This window comes from Sphingomonas sp. NPDC092440 (genome assembly GCF_044754985.1).
In the GTDB taxonomy this organism is placed as follows: domain Bacteria; phylum Pseudomonadota; class Alphaproteobacteria; order Sphingomonadales; family Sphingomonadaceae; genus Sphingomonas.
Window position 1 is genome coordinate 204,605 of the sequence record NZ_JBIVQA010000009.1, and the last position, 26,525, is coordinate 231,129.

Annotated in this window: 28 protein-coding genes; 11 read left to right on the top strand and 17 right to left on the bottom strand. The window is 67.1% G+C overall.

All coding sequences use genetic code 11. The features are described from left to right. Positions 1-19 precede the first annotated feature (19 nt). Positions 20-340, bottom strand: a complete 321-nt coding sequence (locus tag ACIQCS_RS16685) for a UrcA family protein (RefSeq protein WP_345847006.1) — start codon at positions 338-340, stop codon at positions 20-22. Positions 341-456: 116 nt separating this feature from the next. Between ACIQCS_RS16685 and ACIQCS_RS16690 the strand changes: the two genes are divergently transcribed. Beyond that, positions 457-1,386 (top strand): LysR substrate-binding domain-containing protein, encoded by a 930-nt coding sequence (locus tag ACIQCS_RS16690; RefSeq protein ID WP_345847005.1) that lies wholly within the window; start codon positions 457-459, stop codon positions 1,384-1,386. Here ACIQCS_RS16690 and ACIQCS_RS16695 read toward each other — a convergent pair. Beyond that, a complete protein-coding gene (locus ACIQCS_RS16695) occupies positions 1,383-1,997 on the bottom strand; it encodes a porin family protein (protein ID WP_345847004.1) in 615 nt (204 codons plus the stop codon). The two genes, ACIQCS_RS16690 and ACIQCS_RS16695, sit on opposite strands and share 4 nt — an antisense overlap. Before the next feature lie 716 nt (positions 1,998-2,713). Here ACIQCS_RS16695 and parC point away from each other — a divergent pair. Next, the gene (gene parC / locus ACIQCS_RS16700; protein ID WP_345847003.1) at positions 2,714-4,954 is read left to right on the top strand and encodes a DNA topoisomerase IV subunit A; all 2,241 of its coding nucleotides are present in this window, start codon (positions 2,714-2,716) and stop codon (positions 4,952-4,954) included. A 159-nt stretch (positions 4,955-5,113) separates the two neighbouring features. Beyond that, positions 5,114-6,730 carry a bifunctional diguanylate cyclase/phosphodiesterase gene (locus ACIQCS_RS16705; protein ID WP_345851982.1) on the top strand — a complete coding sequence of 539 codons (1,617 nt, stop codon included), beginning with the start codon at positions 5,114-5,116 and terminating at the stop codon, positions 6,728-6,730. On the opposite strand, the gene ACIQCS_RS16710 is transcribed toward ACIQCS_RS16705, so the two are convergent. The 4 genes from ACIQCS_RS16710 to ACIQCS_RS16725 form a co-directional block, all read right to left on the bottom strand. Continuing rightward, a complete protein-coding gene (locus tag ACIQCS_RS16710) occupies positions 6,700-7,908 on the bottom strand; it encodes a CCA tRNA nucleotidyltransferase (RefSeq protein ID WP_345847002.1) in 1,209 nt (402 codons plus the stop codon). The genes ACIQCS_RS16705 and ACIQCS_RS16710 overlap by 31 nt on opposite strands. Continuing rightward, positions 7,896-8,486: a CoA pyrophosphatase gene (locus ACIQCS_RS16715; RefSeq protein WP_345846999.1), complete on the bottom strand. Its 591-nt coding sequence runs from the start codon at positions 8,484-8,486 to the stop codon at positions 7,896-7,898. The genes ACIQCS_RS16710 and ACIQCS_RS16715 overlap by 13 nt, the downstream gene beginning before the upstream one ends. Then, the gene (locus ACIQCS_RS16720; protein ID WP_345846997.1) at positions 8,483-9,049 is read right to left on the bottom strand and encodes a DUF1285 domain-containing protein; all 567 of its coding nucleotides are present in this window, start codon (positions 9,047-9,049) and stop codon (positions 8,483-8,485) included. Before ACIQCS_RS16720 ends, ACIQCS_RS16715 begins: the two co-directional genes overlap by 4 nt. 195 nt (positions 9,050-9,244) lie before the next feature. Beyond that, complete coding sequence (locus tag ACIQCS_RS16725) at positions 9,245-9,766, bottom strand: N-acetyltransferase (protein ID WP_345846996.1); 522 nt, start codon at positions 9,764-9,766, stop codon at positions 9,245-9,247. Positions 9,767-9,958: 192 nt separating this feature from the next. Here ACIQCS_RS16725 and ACIQCS_RS16730 point away from each other — a divergent pair, with 192 nt between their 5' ends. Continuing rightward, on the top strand, positions 9,959-10,330 hold the full coding sequence (locus ACIQCS_RS16730; protein WP_345846995.1) for a dihydroneopterin aldolase: 372 nt from the start codon (positions 9,959-9,961) through the stop codon (positions 10,328-10,330). A 35-nt stretch (positions 10,331-10,365) separates the two neighbouring features. Here the strand turns inward: ACIQCS_RS16730 and ACIQCS_RS16735 are convergent, their stop codons facing one another. Further along, on the bottom strand, positions 10,366-11,067 hold the full coding sequence (locus ACIQCS_RS16735) for a hypothetical protein (protein WP_345846994.1): 702 nt from the start codon (positions 11,065-11,067) through the stop codon (positions 10,366-10,368). Positions 11,068-11,433: 366 nt separating this feature from the next. Here ACIQCS_RS16735 and ACIQCS_RS16740 point away from each other — a divergent pair, with 366 nt between their 5' ends. The 5 genes from ACIQCS_RS16740 (at position 11,434) to ACIQCS_RS16760 (ending at position 14,544) form a co-directional block, all read left to right on the top strand. After that, a complete protein-coding gene (locus tag ACIQCS_RS16740) occupies positions 11,434-12,111 on the top strand; it encodes an energy transducer TonB (RefSeq protein ID WP_280281128.1) in 678 nt (225 codons plus the stop codon). Between the two features lie 85 nt (positions 12,112-12,196). Further along, positions 12,197-12,958, top strand: coding sequence for a MotA/TolQ/ExbB proton channel family protein (locus ACIQCS_RS16745; protein ID WP_086129974.1), 762 nt, complete (start codon positions 12,197-12,199; stop codon positions 12,956-12,958). A 98-nt stretch (positions 12,959-13,056) separates the two neighbouring features. After that, the gene (locus ACIQCS_RS16750) at positions 13,057-13,536 is read left to right on the top strand and encodes a biopolymer transporter ExbD (RefSeq protein WP_345846992.1); all 480 of its coding nucleotides are present in this window, start codon (positions 13,057-13,059) and stop codon (positions 13,534-13,536) included. 31 nt (positions 13,537-13,567) lie between these two features. Continuing rightward, positions 13,568-13,990 carry a biopolymer transporter ExbD gene (locus tag ACIQCS_RS16755; RefSeq protein ID WP_345851979.1) on the top strand — a complete coding sequence of 141 codons (423 nt, stop codon included), beginning with the start codon at positions 13,568-13,570 and terminating at the stop codon, positions 13,988-13,990. A 188-nt stretch (positions 13,991-14,178) separates the two neighbouring features. Next, positions 14,179-14,544 carry a tetratricopeptide repeat protein gene (locus tag ACIQCS_RS16760; RefSeq protein WP_345846990.1) on the top strand — a complete coding sequence of 122 codons (366 nt, stop codon included), beginning with the start codon at positions 14,179-14,181 and terminating at the stop codon, positions 14,542-14,544. A 78-nt stretch (positions 14,545-14,622) separates the two neighbouring features. On the opposite strand, the gene dcd is transcribed toward ACIQCS_RS16760, so the two are convergent. The 4 genes from dcd to ACIQCS_RS16780 all read right to left on the bottom strand — a co-directional run bounded on the left by dcd (position 14,623) and on the right by ACIQCS_RS16780 (position 17,972). Further along, on the bottom strand, positions 14,623-15,174 hold the full coding sequence (gene dcd, locus ACIQCS_RS16765; RefSeq protein ID WP_218942865.1) for a dCTP deaminase: 552 nt from the start codon (positions 15,172-15,174) through the stop codon (positions 14,623-14,625). A gap of 997 nt (positions 15,175-16,171) precedes the next feature. Then, positions 16,172-16,612: a cytidine deaminase gene (locus ACIQCS_RS16770; RefSeq protein ID WP_345846988.1), complete on the bottom strand. Its 441-nt coding sequence runs from the start codon at positions 16,610-16,612 to the stop codon at positions 16,172-16,174. Next, the gene (locus ACIQCS_RS16775; protein WP_345846986.1) at positions 16,609-17,301 is read right to left on the bottom strand and encodes a GH25 family lysozyme; all 693 of its coding nucleotides are present in this window, start codon (positions 17,299-17,301) and stop codon (positions 16,609-16,611) included. The genes ACIQCS_RS16770 and ACIQCS_RS16775 overlap by 4 nt, the downstream gene beginning before the upstream one ends. 188 nt (positions 17,302-17,489) lie before the next feature. Beyond that, entirely contained in the window at positions 17,490-17,972 is a 483-nt protein-coding gene (locus ACIQCS_RS16780) for a UPF0262 family protein (protein ID WP_345846985.1), read from the bottom strand. Between the two features lie 81 nt (positions 17,973-18,053). On the opposite strand from ACIQCS_RS16780, the gene ACIQCS_RS16785 reads away from it, so the two are divergent. Together ACIQCS_RS16785 and ACIQCS_RS16790 are read left to right on the top strand one after the other, a co-directional pair. After that, a complete protein-coding gene (locus ACIQCS_RS16785; protein ID WP_086129967.1) occupies positions 18,054-19,547 on the top strand; it encodes a replicative DNA helicase in 1,494 nt (497 codons plus the stop codon). Positions 19,548-19,644: 97 nt separating this feature from the next. After that, a complete protein-coding gene (locus tag ACIQCS_RS16790) occupies positions 19,645-22,116 on the top strand; it encodes an ATP-binding protein (RefSeq protein WP_345846981.1) in 2,472 nt (823 codons plus the stop codon). Positions 22,117-22,246: 130 nt separating this feature from the next. On the opposite strand, the gene ACIQCS_RS16795 is transcribed toward ACIQCS_RS16790, so the two are convergent. The 6 genes from ACIQCS_RS16795 to cobA all read right to left on the bottom strand — a co-directional run bounded on the left by ACIQCS_RS16795 (position 22,247) and on the right by cobA (position 26,504). Continuing rightward, entirely contained in the window at positions 22,247-23,023 is a 777-nt protein-coding gene (locus ACIQCS_RS16795) for a phosphoadenylyl-sulfate reductase (RefSeq protein ID WP_345846980.1), read from the bottom strand. After that, entirely contained in the window at positions 23,016-23,441 is a 426-nt protein-coding gene (locus tag ACIQCS_RS16800; protein WP_345846979.1) for a DUF934 domain-containing protein, read from the bottom strand. The genes ACIQCS_RS16795 and ACIQCS_RS16800 overlap by 8 nt, the downstream gene beginning before the upstream one ends. Further along, positions 23,438-23,566 carry a hypothetical protein gene (locus ACIQCS_RS16805; protein WP_345846977.1) on the bottom strand — a complete coding sequence of 43 codons (129 nt, stop codon included), beginning with the start codon at positions 23,564-23,566 and terminating at the stop codon, positions 23,438-23,440. Before ACIQCS_RS16805 ends, ACIQCS_RS16800 begins: the two co-directional genes overlap by 4 nt. Further along, positions 23,559-25,190: a nitrite/sulfite reductase gene (locus ACIQCS_RS16810; protein ID WP_345846976.1), complete on the bottom strand. Its 1,632-nt coding sequence runs from the start codon at positions 25,188-25,190 to the stop codon at positions 23,559-23,561. Before ACIQCS_RS16810 ends, ACIQCS_RS16805 begins: the two co-directional genes overlap by 8 nt. Before the next feature lie 223 nt (positions 25,191-25,413). After that, entirely contained in the window at positions 25,414-25,710 is a 297-nt protein-coding gene (locus ACIQCS_RS16815) for a DUF2849 domain-containing protein (protein WP_280281116.1), read from the bottom strand. Further along, entirely contained in the window at positions 25,707-26,504 is a 798-nt protein-coding gene (cobA, locus tag ACIQCS_RS16820; RefSeq protein ID WP_345846974.1) for a uroporphyrinogen-III C-methyltransferase, read from the bottom strand. Before cobA ends, ACIQCS_RS16815 begins: the two co-directional genes overlap by 4 nt. Positions 26,505-26,525 lie beyond the last annotated feature (21 nt).

Consider the following 26,525-nt stretch of genomic DNA (forward strand, 5'->3'; position numbering starts at 1 on the left):
CGCGGTTCCGAGGGATCGATCAGGGAACGGCGGAGATCCGGACCACGCCGCCGCGCTGGGCCAGCGCATGCTGGCGCGCCGCGGCGATCTGCTGCCGGGCATGCGCCTGGCAGCGCAGCGCGTCGGGCGCCGGGGTCAGATAGCCGGGCCGGTCGGCCGGGCAGACTTGTTCGAGCGCCCGGGCGAGGCGCCGGTCCAGCGCCTGGCGGTCCGCTGCGCGCGACAGGTCGAGATCGGCATAGGAGACGCGAACGCTCGCATCGCCCTGCCGGGCCTGGGCGATCACCGGCACGGCGGCCGGGGAGAGGATCAGCAGAAGGGGGATCAGGGTCTTGATCATGGCTTGGTTCCCTTGGATGTCGCGCCATGTTCGGCACCCCGTTCATTTGCGCCCGAACCCGCCGGCGGGCCAACAAATCATTGGCCAAATATCATAAGCTGTGCTTGTATATTGCAATGCGTCGCCTTCCTCCGCTCGCCGCCGTCCGCGTGTTCGAGGCCGCTTCCCGGCACGGCAATTTCACGCGCGCCGCCGAAGAGCTGGGGATGACCCAGGCGGCGGTGAGCTATCAGATGAAGCTGCTCGAGGAGCGGCTGGGCGCGCCGCTGTTCGCGCGCAGCGGGCGCGGCATCGCGCTCACCGATCTCGGGCGGCGGATCGCGCCGCAGGTGACGGGCGCGTTCGACGCGATGGGGGATGCCTTTGCCGCGGTCCATGCCGAGACGGAAAGCGTCATCAGCATCACCGCGCCGCGCACCCTGGCGACCAATTGGCTGGCGAGCCGGCTGGGCTCGTTCCAGCTCGCGCGCCCGGACCTTGCCGTGCGGCTCCATGTCGGGGACGAGATGATCGACCTGCTGGCGGGCGAGGCCGATGTCGCGCTGCGCGGTGCACCGGGCCCGCTGCCGGGGCATGGCTGCCATTTCCTGATGCGGATGCCGATCACCCCGCTCGCCAATCCCGCCTTCCTCGCCGAGCATCCGCCGATCCGCACGCCGCAGGACCTGCTCGAGCTGCCGCGCCTCACCTATCGCGACGATTGGTGGGACTTGTGGTTCGCGGCGGCGATGGGCGCGGCGCCGGACACCAGCCAGGCGGCGGGCATCCGCTTCGATTCGCAGATCCTGGACGGCAATGCCGCGATCGCCGGGCACGGCGTCGCGATCCTGAGTCCGCCGATGTGGCAGACCGCGATCGATGCGGGGCAGCTCGTCCAGCCGCTTCCCCAGATCGCGCAGTACCGGAACGCCTTCTGGCTGATGTATGCCGATGGCAAGCGCAACCAGCCGAAGATCCGCGCCTTTCGCGACTGGCTGCTGGAGGAAGTGAAGACCGCATTGGGGGACGATCCGCATGGCGCGCTCGTCCCCCCGGAGGCGGCTTAGAAGCGCACCCCGATGCCGGTCAGCAGCTGGTGGCGGTCTTTCTTGAAGTTGCCGATATCCTCATAGCGCGTGTAGCGATATTCGGCCTTGGCATAGACGTTCGAGGTGAGCTTCTGCTCGAGGCCGGCGCCCAGCCGCACGCCGTTGGACTTCAGGTCGTCATATTTCTTGCCCGTGCTGGAGCGCGTGCCGTAGCTCTGCTCGGCCCAGCCGGCCTTGGCGTAGATCAGCGTCCTCGGGCTCAGCGCATAGCCGATGCGCCCGGAGATATCGATGTCGCGCCCCGCGCTGGTCCGGTAGGTTTCGGTGGTGTTGGGCGGGAAGGGGCCGAACTTGGTGTTGCCGGCGACCATCCAGCCGATCCCCGCCTCGACGCCGAGCGTGACGCGCTTCCCGATGGCGACGTCATAGCCGACAGCGCCGCCGGCGCGCATGCCGGTCAGTTCCTTGCCGCTGACGGCGTCGTCGCCGCTCTGGTCGAGGCCGATCGTGGCTTCGACGCGCGGGCCGGCGAAGCTGCTGGCGGGAGTGTTGTTGGTTTCCTGCGCAAGGGCAGTATTCGCGCCGACGAGGCAAGTCGCGGCGGCGGCGATCAGGATCGCGTTACGCATTATTGTGTACTTTCGCTCGAGTTCCCCTGTGTTTCGGAGACGGAACGAGCTTCGGTATCCCGTAATAGCCTGTGAAAAGTTTTTTGTACCTGAGAGGAATTTCGGAACACGGCAAGTAATTGTTGAGATTAAGGCAGGGATTATGGCGGTATCGTGGCTGGCCCCCGGGTGTCGGCCCTATTCTAGAGCCGATGGATATCGGGAGTAAGGGCGCCGCGATGGCCTTTCTGCCCCGTCACCTCGCTTCCTGCAGCCGTCATCCCCGCGCAGGCGGGGATCCAGGGCCACGGGCAAAGGGCGTGAGGCTCGCTTCGCCGTCTCCGGCAATCCTGCGCGCGATTGCTTCGATTTCCCCATGCTACCCTGGATCCCCCGCCTGCGCGGGGATGACGAACCCGGTTCGGAGGCGCGCTTGGATCTTGGCCCGGGTCGGGAATCCTATCGCTGGCAATGTTGGGAATGTTCTGCTTTGGTTCCTGGATGACCTCGCTTTCCGCAATCCCCGCGCGATCCCGGCCGCCGTCGCGCCTCCCGCCCCCGCGCAGGGCGTCAATCGATTCAACATTTTCCGGCCAGCCTTTCCGTAAAATCCTGGCGAATTCGCTACTTAGCCATTCAACCACCTGGTTGAGCATCGAAAAGCCCAACCGTCCGGTTGAACGTCGCCGCGCCCCGGCTTGGCGCTTTGCTTCCGCTGCTGCTATCCGGGTGCGGCAATGAGCCTCGATACCGAACTTCAAGACCCCGGCGCGCCTTCCGACGTCCCCTTCGACAGCGCGCTTTCCGAACGCTATCTCGTCTATGCGCTCTCGACGATCACTGCGCGCTCGCTGCCCGATGTTCGGGACGGGCTGAAGCCGGTGCACCGCCGCCTGCTCTGGGCGATGCGGCTGCTGCGGCTGGATCCGGCGAGCGGCTACAAGAAATGCGCGCGCGTCGTCGGCGACGTGATCGGCAAATACCATCCGCATGGCGACCAGTCGGTCTACGACGCGATGGTCCGCCTCGCCCAGACCTTCGCCCTCCGCTATCCGCTGGTCGACGGCCAGGGCAATTTCGGCAATATCGACGGCGATAACGCGGCGGCCTATCGCTATACCGAGGCGCGGCTCACCCAGGTCGCCATCGACCTGATGGACGGGCTCGACGAGAATGCCGTCGATTTCCGTCCGACCTATAATGGCGAGGACGAGGAGCCCGAGCTGTTTCCGGGCCTGTTCCCGAACCTGCTGGCCAATGGCGCCGCCGGCATCGCCGTCGGCATGGCGACGAGCATCCCGCCGCACAACGCCGCCGAACTGATGCACGCCGCGGTGGCGCTGATCGACAATCCCCAGGCGAATGTGCTCGACTATGTGCAGGGCCCGGACCTGCCGACCGGCGGCATCATCGTCGACAGCCCGGCGGCGATCGCGGAGGCCTATGCCACCGGCCGCGGCGGCTTCCGGGTCCGCGCCAAGATCGAGAAGGTGACCGAGAAGGGCGGGGGCTGGCACCTCGTCGTCTCCGAGATCCCCTATGGCGTCCAGAAGGGCAAGCTGATCGAGGGGATCGCCGAGCTCATCAACGAGAAGAAGCTGCCGATCCTGGCGGACGTGCGCGACGAGAGCGCCGACGACATCCGCATCGTGCTCGAGCCGCGCAGCCGCACCGTGGCGGCCGAGGACCTGATCAACAGCCTCTACCGCCTCTCCGACCTGGAGACGCGGGTGCCGCTCAACCTGAACGTGCTCGACAAGCACCGCACGCCGCGGGTGATGAGCCTGCAGGAGGCGCTGCTCGCCTGGATCGAGCATCAGTTCGTGGTGCTGCGCCGCAAGTCCGAGCATCGCGTGGCGAAGATCGCCGACCGGCTGGAGCTGGTCGGCGGCTATATCATCGCCTTCCTCAACCTCGACCGGGTGATCGAGATCATCCGGACCGAGGACGAGCCCAAGCCGGTGATGATCGCCGAGTTTCAGCTGACCGATCGCCAGGCCGAGGCGATCCTCAACATGCGGCTGCGCAGCTTGCGCAAGCTCGAGGAGATGGAGCTCAAGCGCGAGCAGGAGGCGCTGGAGAAGGAAAAGGCCGAGCTGGAGCTGCTGCTATCGTCCGACGCCCGCCAGCGGACCCGGATGAAGCGCGACCTGGCGAAGATGATCGAGCGCTACGGATCGGAGACGGCGCTAGGCAAGCGGCGGACCCTGGTGGAGGAAGCCGCGCCGGCGCGCGAGATTCCGCTGGAGGCGATGATCGAGCGCGAGCCGATCACCGTGATCCTGTCGGCGCGCGGCTGGATCCGCGCGATGAAGGGGCATGTCGAGGACCTGTCAGGCGAGGCGCTGAAGTTCAAGGAAGGCGATGCGGCCTATCTCGCCTTCCATGCGCAGACGACCGACAAGCTGCTCCTCGCCGCCGACAATGGCCGTTTCTACACGCTGGCGGCGGACAAGCTGCCGGGCGGGCGCGGCTTTGGCGAGCCGGTGCGGCTGATGATCGACCTCGAGGGCGAGCGGAACATCGTCGCCCTGCTGCCGGCGAGCGCGGCGGCGCGGCTGCTGGTGGCGGCGGACGACGGGCGCGGCTTCGTGGTCAAGGCCGAGGATGTGATCGCCGAGACGCGCAAGGGCAAGCAGGTGGTGACGCCGCGGACGGGCGCGCATCTCAAGCTGGTCAGGCCGGTCGGCCCCGAGGACGATGCGGTGGCCGCCGTGGGCGACAATCGCAAGCTGCTCGTCTTCCCGCTCGCCGAGGTCGCCGAGCTGGCGCGCGGGCAGGGAGTGCAGCTGCAGCGCTACCGCGATGGCGGGCTGAGCGACGTGCGAACCTTCAGGATGGCCGAGGGCCTGAGCTGGGCGATGGGCGGCGAGAGCGGCCGGACGCGCACCGAGCCGGACCTTTCGCCCTGGCGCGCGGCGCGCGGTGCGGCGGGACGGATGGCGCCCAACGGTTTTCCGCGCGATAATCGTTTCTGATGTCGTTCTAATCGCTGTTGTTTCAGGCGGTTTTAACCAATCAAGGCTAGGCCGGAGGCGATGGTGTTCGCCAGGACGAAGAAAAGCCGGGTCGCGGCTCCGCTGCCCTTGCCGCAGCCGGCGGATCCGCTTGCCTTCGGCCCGGGCGCTTCGGCGATGATGCTCGACATGCTGCCGGTGCCGGCCGCGATCATCGAGCTGCAGGAGCATGGCTTCGCCTTCGACGCGGTGAACCGGCCTTTCCGGCTGGCCGGGCTCGGCACTGTCGCCAGCGAATCGCCGCTCATCCGCCTGCTCGGCCCGCGCCTCCGGCGCTTCATCGAGTCGAGCGACATTCAGTGCGAGATCAGCTGGCAGTTCGGCGATGAGGTCGATGCCCGGCATTTCCGGGTGATGCTCGCCAAGCGCGCCGACCGTCGCTCCTTTCCGCGCTGCATGGTCACCCTGGTCGACCATACTTCCGAGCTGCGCACCGAATACAGCCTGCGCCGCGAGATGGCGACCGACAGCCTAACCGGCCTGCCCAATCGCGCCGGATTCTCGGACGCGCTCGAACATGCGATCACTTCGGAGAATGCGCGCGATTTCGCGGTGCTGGTGGTCAATCTCGACCGGTTCAGCCGGGTCAATGCCTGCATGGGCGGCCTGGCGGGCGACGAGCTGCTGATCACCGTGGCGCGGCGGATGAAGGGCGCGCTGCGCAGCCGCGACACGCTGGCCCGGATGGGCGGCGACGAGTTCGGCGTGCTGCTCACGCTCGACGCGGGGCCCGGCGATGCGCTGCACGTGGCCAAGCGCATCCAGGCGGCACTCGCCAACCCGTTCCGCCTCTCGGACTTCGAGATCCGGGTCGACTGCTCGATCGGCATTGCGCTGGGTGCCGACAATGACGGGGATCCCGAGGATCTGGTGCGCAACGCCCAGTTCGCGGTGAAGCGGGCGAAGAAGAGCGGGCGTACCGAGATCTACCAGACCCATACTTTCGACATCGCCCGCGAGCAGTTCGGCATCGAGACGGAGCTGCGCCGGGCGATCGAGAATGGGCAGATGACGCTCTGCTACCAGCCGATCTGCGATCTCGCGACCGGCAAGATCACGTCGTTCGAGGCGCTGGCCCGCTGGACCACCGAGGATGGCGTGCGCCTTTCGCCCAACGACTTCATCCCGGTCGCCGAGGAATCGGGCCTGATCATCCCGCTGGGCCGCTGGGCCATGGAGGAAGCGGCCCAGACCATCGCGGCCTGGGACCGCGCCTCGGACGGCAATTGCGACATCAAGGTCGCGGTCAACCTGTCGGCGATCCAGCTGCAGCGCGATCATGTCCCCGCCATGGTCCGGGGCGCGCTCGAGCGGCACGGCGTGGACGGCAGGCGCCTGACCCTCGAGCTCACCGAGAGCGCGATCGTCACCGATCCGGACCGCATCGCCCAGACGATGAACGCGCTCAAGGACATGGGCGCCACGCTGGCGATGGACGATTTCGGTACCGGCTACTCCAATCTCGCCTATCTCCAGAAGCTGCCGATCGACCTGCTCAAGATCGACCGCAGCTTCGTCTCCGGCATGCTGGCCGACCGCGACAAGATCGCCATCGTCCGCGCCATCCTCAGCCTCGCCCAGGCATTGGGCATGCAGACCACGGCCGAAGGCATCGAGACCAACGAGCTCGCCCAGACCCTGGCGGCGCTGGGCTGCACCTATGGCCAGGGCTTCCTCTATTCGCGCGCGCTGGAGCGCGACGAAGCCTATGCGCTGCTGGCCGAGCGCAACGCCTGAGCCACGGCTGCATCGGCCAGTTCGGCCACGCGTGCCGCATCGGGGAACCGCTCCGCGATCCATTGCTCCTCGACGAGCCGCAGCGTCCGCGCGACTTCCGGGCCCTTGCTCAGCCCGCGCTCGACCAGCGCCCCGCCCGACAGCGGCAGGACCGGAACCTCCCAATGCCCCAGGTGCCGGACCGCCAGATCCCTGTCGAACGGCTCCCAGTCGCTCAGCAGGATGCGATCGATCGCCGCCCGCGTTCCGATCCGATAGGCGAGCGCATAGGGCGAGCCCCAGAACGGCACGAGCGCGGATAGCAGCGCCTTGCGCTCGGCATTGGAGAGCTTGAGCCTGGCGCCGATCGCTTCCCCGGCCTTGGCATCCGGTGGGATCAGCGCGGCGAGGCGACGGATCGGATCGAGGGGTAGCTCGCTGGCCGCCTCTGCCCCTGCCAGGCGCGCGAGCCGTTCGGTGCCGTCCGGGCCGATCTCGGGCAGAACCGGTGCGAAGATGCCGTGCGCGATCATCAGCTCCACGACGCGCACGGCATCGCGCGCGACCAGCAGCTTGAGCAGCTCGTCGCGAATCCGCTCGCGGCTGAGCGCCATCAGGTCCCGGGACCGGGCCGTGCAGGCCTCCAGCCCCGCCGGATCCGCGACATCGCCGAACCGGGCGAGGAAGCGGAAGAAGCGCAGGATGCGCAGGTGATCCTCGGCGATGCGCTGGAGCGGATCGCCGATGAAGCGGACATGGCGTGCCTCCAGATCGGCCAGGCCGCCGAAATAGTCGAAGATCGCGCCGGTGGCCGGATCGGCATAGAGCGCGTTGATCGTGAAATCGCGGCGCGCGGCATCCTCGCGCCAGTCGTCGGTGAAGGCGACGGTGGCGCGGCGCCCGTCGGTCGAGACGTCGCGGCGCAGCGTGGTGACTTCCACCGGGCCGCTCTCCAGCACCGCAGTGATCGTGCCATGCCCGATGCCGGTGGGCACGGCGCGGATGCCGGCGCCCTTGAGCAGCTCGACCACGCGCTGGGGCGGAAGCGGCGTGGCGACGTCGAGATCCGAGACGGGGATGCCGAGCAGGGTATCGCGCACCGATCCGCCGACGAACCGCACCTCGCCGAGCGCCTCGATCAGATGCGCCAGCCCGGCGCGATGGCGCCATTCGGCATCGGGAAGGATCATACCGCCCATTGCAGCCGCCTCGACAAATTGACCAGCATCGCGGCCGTCGCGCCCCAGATCCGGCGATCCTGCCAGAGAATCTCGTAATAGCGCCGCTCGCGGCCCTGATATTCGGCCACCCGCTCGTGCTGGTTGGCGGCATCGAGCAGAAAGGCGAGCGGCACCTCGAAGACGCTGGCGACCTCGGCCTCGGACGGGGTGAGCCGCAGGTCGGGCGGGACCACGCCGATCACCGGGGTGACGACATAGTTGGTGACGGTGCGATAACTGTCGGTGATGCCGACCACCTCGACGGTATCGGGTGGCAGCGCGATCTCCTCCTGCGCCTCGCGCAGCGCCGCGCCGACCGGGCCGGCGTCGCCCGGATCGATGCGGCCGCCGGGAAAGGCGACCTGGCCGGCATGGCGGCGCAGCGTCTCGGTGCGCTGGGTGAGGATCACGCCGGGAGCCTGGCGATCGGTGACCGCGATCAGCACCGCGGCCGGGTTGCCGCGCACCGCGGGGTCGAAGTCAAAATGATCGCCCGGCAGCAGCAGCGGCGAATGATCGGCCGCGAGGGCGGCCCGCAGACGGTCGGCCAGGCTCATGCGCCGGGCTCCAGCGCGAAGAAGCCGCCATTGCTCCACACGCCCGGCGGCGCGCTGCCATTGGCGAGCGCGATCTCGGCCAGTTCGTAATAGACGTTGCGCGCGACCAGCGCCTCGAGCCCGCTACGGACGTGGAGATAGGGACGGGGGCCGTCCTCGCGCTCCTCGAAGCGCAGGCCGTGATCGGGGCCGGCGGCGACGAGATCGCCGGTGTTCAGGCGAAAGGCGAGCTTCATGCCCGCGCCTTCGCCTTCGCGCTTCATCTCCACCGCGACGAAGGGCGCATCCTCCACGTCGATATCGAGCTTCTCCACGGGCGTGACGAGGACGAAGCGCCCGTCCGCTTCGCGGCGCAGGATCGTCGAGAACAGCCGCACCATCGGCATGCGGCCGATCGGCGAGCCCTGGTGGAACCAGGTGCCGTCGCGGGCGATGCGCATGTCGCTATGCCCGCAATGGGCTGGGTTCCAGCTCTCGACCGGCGGCAGCCGGTCTTCCTGGGCGAGGCGCGCAATCTCGGCGAGCGAGAGGCTGGCGAAGTCGGGCGGGGGCGGGGAAGGCATCGATTCGCTTCAGCCGGCAGCGCGGGCGGGGCCGCGGAAGTTTACGAAACATACGCTACGGGAGGCCCGTTCTCCGCATCCCCGATGACGCTGGGAGCGAAAGGCGCGGAGGCGGCGTGGCGAACGATTTGCCATGCCGGGGACCCAAGCAGACAAAGTCCTGCATGGGAAGCCCCGGAAGGCGAGTTTCACCTCTCAGGCGGCGCGTCGAAGACGGGGCCCGATCATGCCCGGGCCGACGGGCACGCCGGCACCGCGCGCAAGCAGGCGGCGGGCCTCGAACGGGCCGGGCAGGCGCCAGTCGCCGGTTCCTTCCGCAGTGAAATCGAAGAAGCGGCCATAATATTCGGGGTCACCGATCAGCATCAGCGCATCCGCACCGGGAAGCGGCGAGGCCTGTGCGGCTTCGAGCATCCGCTCCATCAGCATGCGGCCGATGCCGCCCTGCTGGCGATCGGGCTGGACCGCGACGGGCCCCACCATCACCATCGGCACGCTGCCGCCGCCGTCGCACTCCAGCGCGACCGGCCAGCACTGGATCGTGCCGATCAGGCTGCCATCGTCCGCCACCGCGGCGAAGCTGAGCTCCGGAATCTCGGAAGTGCCGAGGCGGACCCGGTACGCAGTGCGCGCGCGTCGGCCCGGACCAAAAGCGCGGTCGAGCAGAGTCTCGACGGCCTGAGGATCCACGGTCTCGAGCGGCAGCAATGCGATCACTTCATATATTCCTTTCATAGCGCCCCCGAGATCGGACTCGGGGCCGCGCGAAATAGCGCCGATCGGCGCTTTCGCAATACTGAATATATCGCGCCCGATGTTGCGCAGCGCGCAAGCGGGGAGGCCGGGGTTTCGCGGGCGCGCGCATCTGCTATTGGGCGCGGCCTGTCCTCCCTGAAAGGCCCCGGCCACTTGTCCGATTCCCTGCAGCTCCAGGTGCACGACCTGAAAGTCGAAGTCCTCACCGGCGTCTATTCCGAAGAGACGCATCTGCCGCAGCCGCTGCGCATCTCGGTGACGGTGGACATCGACATGCCCGAGCGCTTCGAGCCGGACACGCCGCTCAAGGCTTCGAAGAACTATATGGACGTGAAGCACGCGGCGACCGACGCGCTGCCCAAGGACGTGCACTTCACGCTGGTCGAGGCCGTGGCCGAGCATATCTGCGACACGCTGTTCGTGGGCGATGCCCGGGTGCGGCGGGTCGAGGTGCGCATCGTCAAGCTCGCCATTTCCGAGCAGGGCGAATCGATCGGCATCACCCTGGTGCGCACGCGCCGCTGACCGTCATCCCGGCGCTTGCCGGGACGAGTCTCCAACTAGGTGCACGGCCCCAGCGAACGCAGGACGAACTGATAGTCCTCGCGCGCCTTCGCGGCGTTCTGGGCATCGTCCGACTCGACGCTGTCGGCCGGCAGGCTGCGCGGCAGGCCGCAGGCGAGGCGATACCAGAGGAAGGTATTCGCATTCGGCGCGCCCGCCGATTCGTCGACAATGTCCCCCAATGAAACACTCCAGCGCGTCGCTTCGCCCGGACGGCGGAGAATCTGGAGCGATACCGGCGCGCCGCTCGCGGTCTGGAGGAAGACCTGGGTCTCGCCCTCGCCGGGGAGCGAGCCGGGCACGTGAAAGGCGTTGCCGACGCCGGTGATCGCGGGCGGCGCATCGGCCGCGAGCGCGTCCCTGGTGATCGCGCGGACCTGAGCGTCCAGCTCGGGCAACCAGTTCATCTGGCTCTGAAATCCGGTGAGCTGCACCATGCCGGGCCGGCCCGGGACGGGGCGGGCGAACAGCAGCACACGCTGCTTGGCGAGCTTGGGCGGCTTGCCCTTGGCATTGAGCGGTACGTCGGCGGTGTAGGTGATGCGCGAGGCCATGGCCTGGGTGCCCCGAATCAGGGCGGAAACATCGGCTTCGACCAGGAAACGGGCCGTACCGGCGGCCAGGCCGGGCGATTCTTCGGGCTTCAGCCGGTCCGCCTTGCGGATGCGGGCGTCGATGATCAGCGGGGCCGTGGTCACCTGTTTCGCCAAGGTGGCGTAGCTGGGTAAAACGGTGGCGGTTTGTGCCTGCGTTTGCTGGGGTTTAGCGGCTGCACCTAAGGGTGCACCGAGCGCAATCGCGCAAGAAAACATGGCTGGAAAGGAGCGGTTCATATCGTTCGGATTACCGGATTGTGCCACGGCTATACAGAAATAATTCCGTCGCTGGACGACCGTACGCCCTGATTGTCCGACAAAGGGTTTGCGTCCACCCGGTGCGCGCGATAGAGACTCGCCCGCTGCCGATCATGACGCATATAGCGCACGGCGGGCAGGCTTGTGCACGGGTCGCAGAATCCCGCCGCACGGGGTTGCATGTCAGGATTAGAGGAGTGACGTTGCCGGATGTCTTACGCTGACCGTAATACAAGTGGCAGTCGCGTCATCGCGATCATACTGGTCGCGATCATCGTGGCTGGCATGGGGTACGCCTTCGTCACGGGCCTTGCATATCAATATATCAAGAAGCAGGCGGAGAAGCTGAACACGTTCGACGTGGAAGAGCCGCCGCCCCCGCCCGAGGAAGTGCCGCCGCCGCCGCCGCCGCCGGATACGCCGGTGCCGCCGCCGCCCACCCAGATCGTCGTGCCGCCGGCCGCGGTTCCGGTGCCTACCCAGGCGCCGCCGATCCCGACCACGTCGGTGATTCCGCCGCCGCCGCCGATCACGCCGCCGGCGCCGCCCGCGCCGCCGGCTCCGGCTCCGGCTCCGCCGCCCCCGCCGCGGATCGCGAAGAAGCTCACGCCGCGCGGTTCGCCGCAGGGCTGGGTGACGGATGACGACTATCCTGCCGCCGCGCTGCGCGCCGAGCAGGCCGGTACCGTCCGCTTCCGCCTCGACGTGGACGCGACGGGCAAGGTGACCAACTGCACCGTGACGGGTTCGAGCGGCGTGTCCGTTCTCGACAGCACGGCTTGCTCGCTGCTCAAGCGTCGCGCCCGGTTCAATCCGGCCGAGGACGAGAGCGGGAACAAGATCCCGGCACCGTATAACGGCAGCTTCACCTGGAAGATCCCGAGCTAGCCCGTGTGTTTCACCGGCGCGCTCCCCGCGGGCGCGCCGGGCGATTGGATAAAAAGCGCTATTTAGTTAGAGGAAAGAACCGACAATGCTCACCACCATTCTCGCCGCTGCGGCGCCCAAGGAAAATCCGTACGGCCTGATTCCGGCGCTCCGTGAGGGCGGCCTGATCTCGCAGACGGTGTTCGGCATCCTGGTGCTGATGCTCTTCTTCTCGCTCTACATCCTGTTCACCAAGCTGTTCGAGCAGCAGAAGATCCTCAACCAGGCCAAGCGCGTCCGCGCCGGCTTCTGGAATGCGAACAGCCTGCGCGAAGGCGCGGCGAAGCTCGAGAAGAACTCGGCCTATCGCCAGCTGGTCGACGACGGCCTGGCCGCCCAGGAGCAGCACTCGAAGCTGACCGATCCGGTCGAGGCGCATGACTGGCTGCACGGCTCGCTCGCCCGCTCGGAGGACCTGATCAACTCGCAGCTGAAGAGCGGCCTGTCGTTCCTCGCCACCGTCGGTTCGACCGCGCCGTTCATCGGCCTGTTCGGTACCGTTATCGGCATCATCCGCGCGCTCGTGAAGATCGGTGCCGCTGGCCAGGCGTCGATCGACGCGGTCGCCGGTCCGGTCGGTGAAGCGCTGATCATGACCGCCGTCGGTCTCGCCGTCGCCGTTCCGGCCGTGCTCGCCTTCAACTGGCTGCAGGCCCGCAACAAGAAGATCTCGGAGAGCCTGAACGCGTTCTCCAACGATCTGCTCGGCTATCTCGCTTCGGACGGCCGCGTGCGTCCGGCCGCCGCCAAGGCTGCTCCCGCCAAGGCCGCTCCGGCCGCGACGACCAGCACCGCGCCGCGCGCCTAAGCGATCTGGAATATACGGGGCCGCGCATTCCCCGTGGATCGCGCGGCCCGTCTCCGGCCTTGGCCGGAGCTTGGACTAGAAGGATAGGATAGCGCGCAATGGCGATGAGCGTAGGCGGGGGCGGTGAAGACGCTCCCATGTCGGACATCAATACCACGCCGCTCGTCGACGTGATGCTGGTGCTCCTCATCATCTTCCTGATCACGGTTCCGGTCGTGATTCAGACGGTGAAGCTGGAGCTCCCCAAGGTTCAGTTCGAGCCGACGACCACCAAGCCCGAGAACGTCTCCCTTTCGGTGACGGCCAATGGCGGCAGGTGCGAAGTGTTCTGGGGCATGACCCCGGTGACGAGCAGGGAACTGGTCGAGAAGGCGACGGAGAAGCTGAAGAAGGAAATCGACAAGCAGGGCGGCATCAATGCTGCCGGCCTCGAGCTTCCGGAAGTGCACATCCGCGGCGACGTGAACACGCCTTATCGCTGCATCGGCGGCACGATCTTCGCCATGCAGATGGCTGGGTTCGTCAAGGTCGGCTTCATCTCCGAACCGCCCGCCGGCTCGGCCACTGTCCGTCTCTGACGGCCTGCTCAAAGGAGTTTAGACTATGGGTATGAGCGTGGGCGGCGGCGGTGACGACGGCCCGATGATGGAAATCAACACGACGCCGCTGATCGACGTCATGTTGGTGCTCCTGATCATGATCATCATGACGATCCCGATTCAGACGCACGCGGTAAAGGTCGACCTTCCGCAGTCGAACACTAACCCGCAGAACATCGTCGAGCCGGAAAAGAACAAGGTCTATATCGATGCGCAGGGCCAGGTTTACTGGAACAGCACGCCGATCGACGACGTGACGCTGCGCCAGTATCTGGATCAGACGCTGCAGATGTCGCCGGAGCCGGAGCTGCATTTCCAGCCCGATCCGCAGACGCGTTACGAAGTCGTCGACCGCATTCTCGCGATCATCAAGCGCGCGAACGTGAGCAAGCTCGGCTTCGTCGGCAACGAGCAGTATCGCAACGACTTCTGATCCGTCGCCTCTCCAGCGAGGCCGGATTTGAAACAAGGGAAGGCGGTCCTTCGGGGCCGCCTTTCTTTTTGCCCCGGAGCCGGGCCGCAGACCACAAGTGGCTTGTGTGCGTGACGCGGAAGTGTAACACTACTGTCTTCAAAGAGTCACGAAACTGTCTTCGTGACGTAATAGAAGGAGTAGGAGCTATGCGCATCGCGCTCATTGTCCTTGCCGCCACCCCGTTCGCGCTCGCCGCGCTTCCGGCGCAGGCCCAGCGTGACAACGGGGATCCCGTCGCCAGTGCCGCGATCTTCGACGGCAATTTCTCGAAGGCCGAAGCGCAGCTCAACAGCCGGCTTCGCCTCGATCCCGACCAGCCCGAACTGCTGCTCAATCTCGCGGCGGTCTATGCGCAGACCGGACGGACGTCCCAGGCGCGGGCGCTCTATCTGCGCGTGCTCCAGCAGCGCGATTTCGAGATGGACCTTTCGGCCGACCGCGTGTCGACCTCGCATGCGATCGCCAACAAGGGGCTTCAGCACATCCGTGCGCTCCAGCTGAGCGCGCGCTGAACCCGTTTCCCGCCGCCCGGCTGCGTGAGGCGCGGCCGGCGGCGAACCAGCGGCGCCGATTTCCTGTCCGGAGCAGCCCTAGAGCCGCGGCAGGGTGACGCCGCGCTGGCCCATATATTTGCCCGCACGATCGGCATAGCTGGTCTCGCAGGGCTGGTCGCCCTTGAGGAACAGGAACTGGCACGCGCCCTCGTTCGCATAGATCTTGGCGGGGAGCGGCGTGGTGTTCGAGAATTCGAGCGTGACATGCCCCTCCCATTCGGGCTCGAGCGGCGTCACGTTCACGATGATCCCGCAGCGCGCATAGGTCGATTTGCCGAGGCAGATGACCAGCGTGTCGCGCGGGATGCGGAAATATTCCACGGTGCGGGCCAAGGCGAAGCTGTTGGGCGGGATGATGCAGACGTCGGTCTTGCGATCGACGAAGCTGTTCGCCGCGAAATCCTTGGGATCGACCACCGCCGAATCGACGTTGGTGAAGATCTTGAACTCGTCGGCGACGCGCGCGTCATAGCCATAGGAGCTGAGGCCGTAGCTGATGCAGCCCTCGCGGCGCTGGGCCTCGACAAAGGGCTCGATCATCCCGGTGGCGAGGGCCTGTTCGCGAATCCAGCGGTCTGAAAGGATCATGGCGCCGGTTTTGCCGGAAGCGCGCGGCAGGGCAAGTCCCCGTCGCGCCCGGGTTGTGCTCGTGCATGCCGCGAGCGGGAGGAAGCGATCGTTCCCGCAGGGGCAGGGTGTCGCTGCGGCGGCCAGGCAATCACCGCCATGGCACCGCGCGACAGGGCAGGAGCGGAATCTCGCTTCCGCGCGGATTGCGAGAAGACCGGCCGGCCTGGGTTTGGGACTGATCTTCCCGCAACCGTCCTCTCCACGAAAACGGGGACCCCATCTCATGCGCTCTCCGCAAATATGCCGGTGAAGCCTGCGGCCCGGCCAGGAGATGGATCGCCGTTTTCGCGCGGATGGGGAAATGAGAGGCCAGCCGCCAGACAGATCAACGCTTCATATGGGCTCGAGACCTGGGTGAGAGCCCAAGCGAGCCGTTGAACCTATTTGCGTCATCCTCGCAAAGGGGGAATCCAGGGTAGCACGGGGCAATCGAAGCAATCGGATACGGGTTGCCGGAGACGGCAAGGCGAGCCTCGCGACCATTGCCCTAGGCCCTGGCTCTCCGCCTTTGCGGGGATGACGGCTGAAGGAACATGAGTTCCCATCCTGGCGCCAATCGACATTTGGCGTGAGCAAGGCGAGGCGGCCTGATCTACTCCGTCACCCGGCCTCGTGCCGGAGTCGGCCGGGAGGCAAACGCGGGCAAGAAGTTCCCGAGGCTGGACTGGAGGCATGGTGGACCCCGGCACAGGTCGAGGTGACGGATATGGGAATGCCAAGCGGCTAGTGTCGATATACTCCAGGCCTCCGACTCGATCGGCAAACCTCGTCGTCTCCACTATTCTCCATCGCCGTCCCCGCGCAGACAGAATGCCAGGGCCGGGAGCGGCACAGGCGCGGGAAGGTCCTGGCCTTTTCGGAAGGAGGTTCGCGCGGCAGCGCCGATATCCCGCGATTGCCTGGATCCCTGCCTATGCGGGGACAATGGGCCGATGGATCGGAAGCCAACCCTGTCTCAGGCCAGCCCCAGGTCCTTCGGCCCGAACGCCGCGGGGAGCAGCTGCGAGAGCGTATAGCGCGCGATCTCATCTCCCGTCGCGCCGCCGCAGAACACCGGCAGGTCGCGCCCGCCGAGCTGGGCGGCTTCGTTGATGATCTGGCGGCAGCGGCCGCACGGGCTCACCGGCGCGGTGTCGGCATGGCCCATCCGGCCGCCGATCACGCCGATCGCGACGACGTCCGCCAGACGCCCCTCGCTGCTCGTCTTGGCCAGCGCCACCGTTTCGGCGCAGAGCGACAGGCCGTAGCTCGCATTCTCGAAATTGGCGCCGGTCACCACGGTCCCGTCGGAGAGCAGCACCGCGGCGCCGACCGCGAAGTTGGAATAAGGGGCATAGGCGTGCCTCGAAGCCTCGCGCGCGGCCTCGATCAATGCCTGGGGGTTCACTTCGCTCATTTCGCCATCACGTCCCAATTGACCGGAGCGCCGACGCCTTCGATGCGGCGGTGGCGCGTTGCCTGCCATATCGACCATGGCCGCGCGAAATACGAGGGGGGGAAGAAGGCCTGGCGCGCCCAGAGCAGGCGCGGAAAGGCGTCGCTGATACGATATTCGCTCTCGACGCGGCTCGAGACCATCAGGATCGCGGGCTTGCCGATATGGGTTTCGACATCGTGCAGGAAACGGCCGAGCTCGCCGAGCACCACCTGACGCTCGGGCCGGGCGGGGCAATCGGGCTGGAAGTCGATCTCCACCGCGGGCGGCAGCTGGTCGTCCGAGCGCGGCACCGTCGTCATGAAATTGCCCGACTGGTCGGCGGCGAGCTGGCATAGCGAATAGACGTGGAGCGCGCCGCGGCGGATGCCGGCCTCGAAGGTCCAGCGCCAATTTTCGGGGAAGCGCAGGTCGCGCGCATCGGCGCCGGTGGTGGCACGGATATAGGCGAAGTCGATCCCGGCCTTCTTGGCGGTCCACCATTCGATCGGCCCGGTCTCTTCGGACACATCGACTCCCTGCATGGGGAAATCGCCGGGCGCGGGGCGCCAGCGCGAGGCGAATAGCCATGCGCTCCAGCCGAGCAGGCCCAGGAGGATCAGTCCCGGCACGACGAAACGCAGCCGGCGCGCGAGAACGCGTATGTGCATTCAGGGCCTGCAACGGGTGCTAGAGGGGGGCGAGATCTGGGCGACCGCGAAGCGGCGGCCCGTCCCTTGCCGCCTGCACGTCGTCGCGTCGTCAGGCACGATGCATGGCGCATCGCTCCTTCCTGGCTCCTCGCCAGACGACAAATGCCGACCCGTCTCGACCCCCTCTAGCACCCGCTGCAGGCCCCTTAACCCTTGATGTGGAGCACGCAGATCAGCGTGAACAGGCGGCGGGCAGTGTCGAAATCCACCTCGATCTTGCCTTCCAGCCGTTCCTTGAGCAGCGACGCCGCGTCGTTGTGGATGCCGCGCCGCGCCATGTCGACGGTCTCGATCTGGGCGGGGGTGGCGTTGCGAATCGCGGCATAATAGCTGTCGCAGATGGCGAAGTAATCGCGGATCGGGCGGCGGAAGGCGGCGAGGCCGAGGATCAATGCCTCCTGCAGGGACCCGTCCTCGCGCTTGATCTCCAGCGCCAGGCGCCCCTCCTGCACCGCCAGGTGGAGCTTGTAGGGGCCGGCATAGCCGTCCGCCTGCGGGCGCTGCGGGGCGAAGCTGTTCTCCTCGAGCAGGTCGAAGATCGCGATCCGGCGCTCCTGCTCGATGTCCGCCGAGCGCCAAAGGATAGTGCGTTCGTCGAGCGTCACGTCTATGATGCGCGGATCGGCCATGACCGGCTCCTATCCGGTCATGCCCGTTATCCACAAGCACGCAACGTTGATGCCGCCGAATGGGCGCGTCACAGGAGAGTCATGGCGCAGCCTATCCCCCTTCCGATTCCCGATTCTCCCGAGGGTCTGAGCCTGCCCGCGAACGTGGAGGCGGAAGCGGCGCTGCTCGGCGCGATGATGATCGACAACCGAGTCGCGGAGGATGTCCTTCAGAAGCTGCGGCCCGAGCATTTCTTCGAGCCGCTGCACGGGCGGATCTACGACGCGATCGCGACGCTGGTGGGTGACAACCGGCTGGCCACGCCGGTGACGCTCAAGCCGCTGTTCACGGCCGACGCGGCGATGAAGGAACTGGGCGGCCCGGCCTATCTGGCGCAGCTGACCGGCAATCCGGCCAGCCTGATCGGCGCGCGGGCGTTCGCGGACCAGGTCTATGATCTCGCCATGCTGCGCGCGCTGGTGGGCGTGGGCCGCGCGCTCGTCGACAATGCGCTCGACACCAGCCAGGAGATCAATCCGGCCAAGCAGATCGAGCAGGCGGAGCTCAAGCTCTACGAAGTCGCGGAGAAGGGCGGCGAGGATACCGGCGCCAAGAGCTTCACCCGCGCCGCGACGGTGGCGGTGCGCCATACCGAGCGGGCGATGAACTCGGGCGGCAGCGTTTCGGGCATCACCTCGGGCTTGACCGACTTCAACGCGATGACCGGCGGCCTCAACCGATCGGACCTGCTGATCCTCGCGGGGCGCCCGGGCATGGGCAAGACCTCGCTCGCCACCAACATGGCGTTCAACGCGGCCAAGCGCTATCTCGACGACATGGAGGCCGGCATCCCCGAGGAGAAGTCGATCGGCGCGCCGGTGGCCTTTTTCAGCCTCGAAATGTCGGCCGATCAGCTGGCGCTGCGCATCCTGTCCGAACAGTCCGAGGTTTCGTCGGAGAAGCTGCGCACGGGCAATATCTCGGGTCCCGAGTTCATGAAGTTCGCGCGGGCGGCGGGCGATCTGGAGCGGCTGCCGCTCTATATCGACGATACGCCCGGCCTCACCATCGCCGCGCTGCGCACTCGGGCGCGGCGCCTGAAGCGCCAGCACAAGATCGGCTTCGTGGTGGTTGATTATCTCCAGCTGCTCACCGGCTCGGCCAAGGCCTCGGGCGACGGGCGCGTGCAGGAAATCTCGGAGATCAGCCGCGGCCTGAAGACGCTGGCCAAGGAACTGCACGTGCCGGTGCTGGCGCTCTCCCAGCTCAGCCGCGCGGTGGAGAGCCGCGAGGACAAGCGGCCGCAGCTTTCGGACCTGCGCGAATCGGGCTCGATCGAGCAGGACGCCGATATCGTGCTGTTCGTCTATCGCGACGAATATTATCACGACTTCAAGGCGCCCAAGGCCCCGGACGGCAATTCGACGCCCGACGAGATCGCCAAATACCAGGCCTGGCACGACCATCAGCTCCAGGTGGCGAACAAGGCGAGCGTGATCATCGCCAAGCAGCGTCACGGCGCGACCGGCACGGTCGACCTGCGCTTCGACCGCCAGTTCACCAAGTTCAGCGATCTGGCGCCGGGCGGCTATTGACGCTTTCGTTCGCGCGACGAAACAAAATCGGGCAAGATGCGTCTTAGCAACGCGCGGCCGACGGGGCGCGCGGGGATAAGGGCGGCGATCCGGCCTGATGACGGACGAGCGAGAAGATCGCGAGCAGCTGCGGCTGCAAGCGCTGGAGGTATATGAGATCCTCGACACGCCGCGCGAGCCGGCGTTCGACGAGGTCGTGCGGCTTGCGGCCGATATCTGCGAGACGCCGATCGCGCTGGTGAGCTTCGTCGGCAGCGACCGCCTGTTCTTCAAGGCGGCGCATGGCGTGGACCTGCTCGGCATGGATCGCGACATGTCGTTCTGCGAGAGCGCATTGCTTCAGGACGAGCTGATGCTCGTTCCGGACGCCTCGCAGGATCCGCGCTTCGCCGAAACGCCGCTGGTGGCCGGCGATTCGCACATCCGCTTCTATGCGGGCGCCCAGTTGCGCACTGCCGAGGGACTGCCGATCGGGACCCTGTGCGTGCTGGATGCCAAGCCCCGGACGCTCAGCGAGCTCCAGCGCCGCACGCTCGAAGTGCTCGGGCACCAGGTGATGCACCAGCTGAACCTCCGGCGCGAGCTCAAGCTGCGCGACGAGACGGACCTGCGCTATCGCACCCTGTTCGACACGATGGGCGAGGGCTTCTGCATCATCGAGTTCCTCGACGGGCCGCATGGGCCGATGAGCGACTATGTCCATGTCGAGGCCAATGCGGCCTATGCGTTGCACGCGGGCATTCCGGACGTGGTGGGGCAGCGGCTGCGCGAAATGGTGTCGGACGAAGCGGACGATTGGGTCGCGCGCTATGGCGACGTGCTGCGCACCGGCAATCCGATCCGTTTCGAGCGCGAGCTGGAGGCGACCGGGCGCTATCTGTCGCTGTCGGCCTTCCGGATCGAACCGCCCAGCCGCAGGCAGGTGGCGGTGCTGTTCCAGGACGTGACCGGACGGCGCCGGGCGGAGAACGACCTGCTTGCGCTCAACCGCACGCTGGAAGCGCGCGTGGCCGAGGCGCTGGCCGAGCGCGCAGTGCTCGCCGACATCGTCAATGGCAGCGAGGCCTTTGTCCAGGTAGTCGATATGGAGGGCCGCTGGATCGCCGTGAACCATGCGGCGATGGTCGAGTTCGAGCGGATCTTCGGGGTGCAGCCGCAGATCGGCGCGCGACAGGTCGACCTGCTTCAGGGGCATGTGCATCAGGACAAGGTGCGCGGCGTATGGGATCGGGCGCTCGCCGAGGACGGCTATTCGAACATCATCGAATATGAAGCGCCCGGCGGCGCGCTCCATTTCTATGAGCAGCGCTTCAGCTCGCTGCGCGACGCCGACGGACGCAAGATCGGCGCTTTCTCCTTCGTCTATGACGTGAGCGAGCGGCTGAAGGAGCAGGAGCGGCTGCGCCAGGCCGAGGAAGCGTTGCGCCAGGCACAGAAGATGGAAGCGGTGGGGCAGCTTACCGGCGGGATCGCCCATGACTTCAACAACCTGCTCGCCGGCATATCGGGGGCATTCGAGATGATCGGGACGCGGCTGTCGCAAGGGCGCGGCCGCGAGGTGGAGAAATATCTCGCGGCCGGCCAGGGCGCGACTCGGCGCGCGGCGGCGTTGACGCACCGATTGCTCGCCTTCTCGCGGCGGCAGACGCTTTCGCCCAAGGCGGTGGTGATCAACCGGCTGCTCGCCGACCTGGTCGAGCTGGTGCGGCGCACGGTGGGGCCGGCGATCGAAGTGGAGACCATCGCGGCGGGCGGGCTCTGGCCCACCCTGGTGGATGCCAACCAGCTCGAGAACGCGATCCTGAACCTCTGCATCAACGCGCGAGACGCGATGCCCGGCGGCGGCAGGATCACCATCGAGACGGGCAATAAATGGCTCGATCACCGCACTGCGCGCGAGCAAGGGCTGGAGCCGGGCCAGTATGTCACCATCTGCGTGAGCGACACCGGCACCGGCATCGCGAAGGAGATACTCGACCGCGTCTTCGATCCCTTCTTCACTACCAAGCCGCTGGGCGAGGGGACCGGCCTGGGCTTGTCGATGGTCTATGGCTTCGCGCGGCAGAGCCATGGGCAGGTCCGCATCTATTCCGAGCCGGGCCAGGGGACGATGGTGTGCGTCTACCTGCCGCGGCACCTGGGCGACGAGGATGCGCCGGGGCCGGCGGCGGGCAATGTCGCGGCGCCGGCCAGCCATGAGGGCGAGATCGTGCTGGTGGTCGATGACGAGCCGACGGTGCGGATGCTGATCGTGGATGCGCTGGGCGAGCTCGGCTATTCCTGCCTGGAGGCGGCGGACGGGCCGGCGGGCCTGAGGCTGCTGGAGGGCGCCGAACGGATCGACCTGCTGATCACCGATGTCGGCCTGCCGGGCGGGCTCAACGGGCGCCAGGTGGCGGATGCGGCGCGGGCGGTGCGGCCCGAGCTCAAGGTGCTGTTCGTCACCGGCTATGCCGAGAATGCGGTGCTCAACCACGGCCATATCGAGCATGGCATGGAAGTGCTGACCAAGCCCTTCGCGGTCGACGACCTCACCGCCCGCGTCGAGCGGATCATGCGCGAGCGCTAGGCGCGTAGCTCTCCAGATAGCCACAGCCGTCGCAGCGCCAGGTTCTGATCTGATGTCGCTCCGCACCGCCCCGGCTGATATCGGCCAGGAGCCCAACCGGCGCACCCTCGACCCAGGTGCTGGCCCGGTTTCAGAAGCTCGGCTGGTTGGGGTCGCCATCCTCGATCGGCGTATGGATGCCGCATTCGGTCTTGTCCCAGCCGCGCCAGCGGCCCGAGCGCGGATCCTCGCCCGGCTTGACCACGCTGGTGCACGGCGCGCAGCCGATCGAGAGATAGCCCTGGGCTTCCAGCGGGTGGCGGGGCAGGGCATGGCGCTCGAACCAGGCTTCGATGTCTGCCTTGGTCCAGGTGGCGAGGGGGTTGAACTTCAGTCGGTCGCCGTCGAGCTCGAAGCGGGGCAGGGCGTTGCGGGTGGATGCCTGGAACGCCTTGCGGCCGGTGATGCTGGTGTCGAAGCCGGCAAGCGCCTTTTCGAGCGGGATCACCTTGCGGATCTCGCAGCAGCCGTCGGGATCATAGGACCAGCGCAGGCCGGTGGCGTCGCGCTTCTCGATCGCCTCGGCATCGGGGCCCACGATCCGCAGATTGTTCAGGCCGAGATGCGCCGCCAGCTGGTCGCGATAGGCCAGCGTCTCGGGAAAATGCTTGCCGGTATCGAGGAAGATCACCGGGGTATTCGCGTCGGCCTGTGCCACCAGATGGAGCAGCGCTGCGCTCTCCGCGCCGAAGGAGGAGACGAGCGCGACGTCGCCGAGCATGTGATTGCCCAGCACCTCGCGCAGCATCTCCGGCGTGTCGGTGCCGCGGAACAGGTTGTTGAGGCGGATCGCGTCCGCCGCCGTCCAGCGCGGGGCGACGTCGATGCGATCGACCTCCCGATCCAGCTCGCGTGCCGCCTCAGCCATGCCGGCGTTGCCATACCGGCACCGCGGGATCGGCCGCCGCCTGATAATGATATTCGTAGCGCGCGAGCGCCGTGGCCAGCACTGCCTCGTCGACCGGCGCCTCGGGCGCGAAGCTGTCGAAGCCGCAGCGGCGCATCAGGGGGATCTGGTCGACCAGCACATCGCCCTGGGCGCGCAGCTCGCCCGTATAGCCCGCCTCGCGCAGGATACGGCCGGTGGAATAGCCACGCCCGTCGCGGAACTTGGGGAAGCTTACCTCGACCAGGGCGAGCCGATCGAGATGGGGCAGGAGCAGGCGCGCATCCTCGCCGCTCTCGATGCGGACGGCGGTGGCGTTGGACTGGCCGAGGAAGCTGTCGAGCGTGACCGCCGGCTCCTCGTGCGCCTCGTCGTCGCGGTAGCGGAGAATGCTGCTCATGCCGAAATCTCCGTCATCCCGGCGAACGCCGGGATCTCAGGCGAGAGCGCGCGGAAAGAGCCGCGCGAGATCCCGGCTTTTGCCGGGATGACGGGAGGGTAGGCGGCGAATTTGGGGTCACCCATAGATCGCCTCCTTGAACGGGGCCATGCCGACGCGGCGATATGTGTCGAGGAAGCGTTCGCCCTTGTCGCGCTCGCGCAGATAGACGTCGGTAGCCTTCTCGATCGCGTCGACGATGCCGTCCTCGCTGAAGCCCGGGCCGGTGATCGTGCCGAGCGACACGTCCTCCGCGCCCGAGCCGCCGAGCAGCAGCTGGTAGTTCTCCACGCCCTTACGATCGACGCCGAGGATGCCGATATGGCCGGCGTGATGATGGCCGCAGGCGTTGATGCAGCCGCTGATCTTGAGCTTCAGCTCGCCCAGCTCGCGCTGACGGCCGATGTCCGCGAAGCGCGTGGCGATCTTCTGCGCGAGCGGGATCGAGCGGGCATTGGCGAGCGAGCAGTAATCGAGGCCCGGGCACGCGATGATGTCGCTGATCAGGTCGAGATTGGCCTCGGCCAGCCCAGCATCGCGCAACTGCTGCCAGACGATGTGGAGATCGGCCTTGCGGACATGCGGCAGCACGATGTTCTGGGCGTGGGTGACGCGCAGCTCGTCGAAGCTGTGCTGCCTGGCGAGATCGGCCATCAGGTCGATCTGGTCGGCGCTGGCATCGCCGGGAATGCCGCCGATCGGCTTGAGGCTGATCGTCACCACCGCATAGCCGGGCTGCTTGTGCGCCGAGACGTTCTGGTCGAGCCAGACCGCGAAATCGGGGTCGTTGCGATCGAGCTCCTCCGCGGCGCCCGCATCGAAGGCCGGCGGAGCGAAATGGGCGGCGATGCGGTCGAACTCGGCCTGGGGCGGATCGATGCCGAGCGCCTTCACGGCCTTGAACTCCTCCTCCACCTCGGCGGCATATCGCTCCGCGCCGAGCTCGTGGATCAGGATCTTGATCCGCGCCTTGTACATGTTGTCGCGCCGGCCATGGCGATTGTAGACGCGCAGGCACGCCTCGAGATAGCTGACGAAATCGTCGAAGGGCACGAAGTCCTTGATCAGCGGCGCGATCATCGGGGTGCGGCCCATGCCGCCGCCGACATAGATGGCGGCACCCAGCTGGCCGTCCCGCTCGACGATCCGGATGCCGATATCGTGCAGGCGCATCGCCGCGCGGTCCTGCTCGGCGGCGATCACGCAGATCTTGAACTTGCGCGGCAAATAGCTGAACTCGGGGTGGAAGGTGCTCCACTGGCGCAGCAGCTCCGCCCAGGGGCGCGGATCGGTCAGCTCGTCCGCGGCAGCGCCGGCGAACTGGTCCGACGAGATGTTGCGGATGCAATTGCCGCTGGTCTGGATCGCGTGCATCTCGACCGTGGCGAGATCGGCAAGGATATCCGGCGCATCCTCGAGCTTGATCCAGTTGTACTGCAGGTTCTGGCGCGTGGTGAAATGGCCATAGCCGCGATCATATTTGCGGGCGATGTGCGCCAGCATGTGCATCTGCCGGCTGTCGAGCGTGCCATAGGGCACCGCGACGCGCAGCATATAGGCATGAAGCTGGAGATAGAGGCCGTTCATCAGCCGCAGCGGCTTGAACTGGTCCTCGGTGATCTGGCCGGCGAGGCGGCGCTGCACCTGGTCGCGGAACTCCTCGACGCGGGATGCGACGATGGAATGGTCATATTCGTCGTATTTGTACATCAGCGGGTCGCTTCGATTTTGTTCGCGTGGGGGCGCGTGGATGCGAGGGTAGAGAGGAATTGGTTCGCGCAGAGGCGCAGAGCGGGCGGAGGTGCCTCGCTTGGTTGCGCCAGCAGCCTTTCAATCTCTGACAAAGGCGAAAAGCGCGCTAACGCGCCCGCCCTTCTCTCTGCGCCTCTGCGCGCAAAGAATCTCCGCGCCTTCGCGCCTTCGCGTGCGAACGTCATATCACCCAGCTCCCCGCATTCGGGTCTGCCGGCTTCAGCGTCAGGTCCGGGCGGACAGTGGGGCCGAGCGCCCGGATGCGGTCCTTGATGTGTGCGGGGCGCGGGCCCTCGGGCGTGGCGGCGGCGTCGATCACATAGGGGCCGTTGACCCGGCGTGCGCCTTCCTCGGCATGGGCGATCGCCTCACCCTGGTCGCCGACATCGGCGGCATCCTCGACATGGCGCGACCAGCCCGAGCCGGTCCACCAAGTGACGTCGCCGGTGGCGAGATCGTTGCCGGTCAGGATCTTCACGCCCCAAGTCCTTCCAGATTCTCCGCCGTCTTCGCCCAGGCGGCGAGCTTGTCCTGCGCGTCGGCGAGCATCACCACTTCGCCGACCACGATGATCGCCGGGCTCCGCACCTGCTCGCGCGCCACCATCGGGCCGAGATCGGCGAGGATGGTGCGCAGCGCGCGGCTGCCCGCCAGCGTGCCGCGCTCGAGCACGGCGACGGGCATGTCGGGCGCGACGCCGTCGTTCATCAGCTTCTCGGAAATGTCCGGGCAAGTGGCGACGCCCATGTAGATCACCAGCGTGCGGCCCTTGCCGGCAAGGCCCGACCAGTCCTGCTCGGACAGGCCCTTGCACTGGCCCGCGACGAAGCTGACCGCGCTTGACCAGTCGCGATGGGTAAGGGGCAGATTGACCTCGGCGGCGGCGCCCAGCGCCGCGGAGATGCCGGGGATCACTTCCACCGGCAGGCCGGCGGCGCGCACCGCCTCCACTTCCTCGCCGCCGCGGCCGAAGATGAACGGGTCACCCCCTTTCAGGCGGACGACGATCGCGCCGGTCTTCACATGCGCGACGATGAGGGCGTTGATCGCGTCCTGCGGCAGCGTGTGCTTCGAGCGCGACTTGGCGACCGAGATGCGGTGCGCCTGGGGGGCGAGATCGAGCACCCGGGGATCGACCAGCCCGTCATGGACGAGCACATCGGCCTGCTTCAGCGCTTCGACGGCGCGCACGGTGAGCAGGCCCGGATCGCCCGGGCCCGCGCCGACGAGAATCACGCGCCCGCGCGCGGTGGGATCGAGGAGCGTTGCCATTGGCGGCAAATGGGCCCCGGC